The sequence below is a fragment of the Flavobacterium sp. ACAM 123 genome (genome assembly GCF_000264055.1).
Classification (GTDB): Bacteria; Bacteroidota; Bacteroidia; order Flavobacteriales; family Flavobacteriaceae; genus Flavobacterium.
Genome location: NZ_AJXL01000202.1, coordinates 1 through 2549, shown reverse-complemented (window position 1 = coordinate 2549; position 2549 = coordinate 1). Strand labels below are relative to the sequence as shown.

The window sequence follows — 2549 nt, the reverse complement described above, 5'->3', positions numbered from 1 at the left end:
AAGCTTTTTTTATTTTATCTTTTTAATGAAAAATGGGATCTATACTTTTTAATTATACCATCCTCAGGATAATCAACCACAAACCAATAATCGGTTGCGGGGAGAGGTCGTCCATTATATGTTCCATTCCAACCCGTTCCGTTTGGACTAATCTCTTTTATAAGCTTACCGTAACGATCAAATATCTGAATCTTGGACCCAAACTTATCAACTAAAGTAAAGACATTCCAGTAATCATTAAATCCATCATTATTTGGAGTGAAAAACCTAGGGTAGTCGATAACTAAGATATTATCATTTCTTAATACACTACAACCATTTACATCTTTTACCGTGATAGAATGCATTCCTAAAGAAACTATTTCAAAAACAGTTTCTTCCTGGAACGGGCCATCATCCAGTTGATACAAATAATTAGCTCCCAGTGGATCTGTCACGGTGACTATTTGATTGTCAGCAAACGCCTCGCTAACCGTCCAGCCCATACTCAAAATTGTGTTTGATGGATTTACTGTAACATTTATGGTTTTAGCGGTTGGCGAACACGCTTGTCCAGGAAACGGCGTAAAAAGATAGTCCTTAGTTGTTGTATTGTCAACGCTTGACGGTGACCAGTCTCCGCTAATTCCATTAGGTGACGTAGGACTCAAAACCGGAACTGGCAGCACACCAGAGCAGATTGAAAAATCGGTAAAACTAGGTTCAACAGGTCCGACTGTTATAGCTAACTTTCTAGTTAACGCACAAGGAAACAATACAGGGTCTGGGGTAAAAACATAATTTGTAGTGCCCGCTGTTGCAGTCTTTACTTTTTCATCAGGAGACCAAGTTCCTGTAATAGCAGGACTATCATCAGAACTGGTTGGTAAGTTTGTTGTGGCTTCATTAATACAATAGGATGTTGGAACTGAAGCAAATGTAGGAGTAGTACTTGATGCTCCACAAGGAACGGAACAGGTGATTGTTTGCGAAGGAACGCATGGATGCGAAGCGGAAGTCAATGTTAATTCTACTGATTGTCCAGGTAACAAATTAGAAACTATAAAATGTGATTCCCTTTTGTTTGGATTAAAACTAGTCACAGATGCTCCACCTTGAACAGAATACGTACAAAAATAAGTTTGTGAAATAAATGCATTGTTGTTCGCCCAATCAAATAAAACCGAATTATTAATAGTAGCTGGAGGAGTATAATCTAGAGAATAGTCTGGAATCTGTGAACGGTCACATCTATAATTTAAAATAGTTGCTCCACTATTAGCTTCTACTTTAACAACAATTGGAGTGCGAGTACTTTCAACACCCGCAATAGTTTGACTCACATAATAAGTTGTAGTTGAACCAATTATAGTAGTAATAGGTATTGGAGCTGTACTTGTTGGAAATTCTGTTGGTAAATTTGTAAGATACCAATTCAAAGTTCCTCCTCCTGAAGGAATTGCCATTAATGGTTTTGAACAATTTTGCCAATAAGTAACTGGCGAATAAACTGAAGGTGCTGCGGTAGCAAGATTCTCATGTCCACTAATCTCAATATTATTTTTAGCAAATACAGCTGTATTCGATAAAATGTAAACAAAAAAGAGAAATACGAACGACCTGATAAATTTTCCCATTATTTATATGTTTTAATTTGATCAAAAATAAAAAGCTAATTCAAGCTCTAAGTAGTAAATATATAAAATTACACAGTTTAATAAAATTAAAAAACTACTTATTGTAGAACTATCTAACAATAATTTACCGCAATCAAAAAAGATGATAAACAATTATCCCACCCAACAATTCCTCCAAACAATATAAAACGTTGTTACAATCACTGCTCAGAACAGCTGCGCTTTTTTGGTCATACGCCCTAATTACAATACCTCGTTTAAACCTAATTCACCATTTAACGTATGAAAACCTTCTATACATTACAGACCTGCATCGGATAAATGGCTAAAATTGGGTCTGAGTTCAGACAATCAATTCTAAATTTTTAATAAAAAACCAAAAGAAAATACGTTGGAGAAAGCGCAACCTTTAGATAGCATTTCAGTCTGTGTATCGATAACCATAGAACCCACACACATCAACACGAAAATGCTGAACTTTTCGGATAAAGTCCTATAAACTACAAAACCGAAATTTAACTATTGTACTTAATCTTTTTCAGCTTACCATAGTATCCCTTATTTTCAAGGTAATTCAGGACATCTGATGCAATGTAGTACGGGTTCAAAAGCTGACCTTCCACAAAATCAACTTCCGTCTGCCCAATAATTACTATTTCATTCTTTTGCACACCTCTATTATGTTACAAAACTGCCATTTAAAATAATGCCTATTACAACCATAGTCTGTGTTTTTGAAGCACTTCCCTAAACCGTAATAGAAGTACAAGGCAAATACTATGCTTGCCCTCCTAAACATGCATTGCTCCAAAAAAATAAAGCAAAAGACGTATTTCTACTCATGACCAGTCCTTTTTCAAAAATGGTATATAGCAAAATACCATTACTCAAGTTAAACAATTTTAAACCGATTAAAACAAAAAGTCAAAAAAA

The 2549-nt window shown here is 35.2% G+C and carries 1 protein-coding gene; it reads right to left on the bottom strand.

Annotated elements, in window-relative coordinates; translation table 11 throughout:
* Nucleotides 1–14: 14 nt before the first annotated feature.
* Nucleotides 15–1616, bottom strand: a complete 1602-nt coding sequence (locus tag A3SG_RS0118150) for a T9SS type B sorting domain-containing protein (protein WP_016991410.1) — start codon at nucleotides 1614–1616, stop codon at nucleotides 15–17.
* Between the last annotated feature and the right edge of the window lie 933 nt (nucleotides 1617–2549).

Coding starts and splice junctions, on each gene's coding strand:
- A3SG_RS0118150 (WP_016991410.1), bottom strand. CDS start 1,616: ATGGGAAAATTTATCAGGTCGTTCGTATTTCTCTTTTTTGTTTACATT.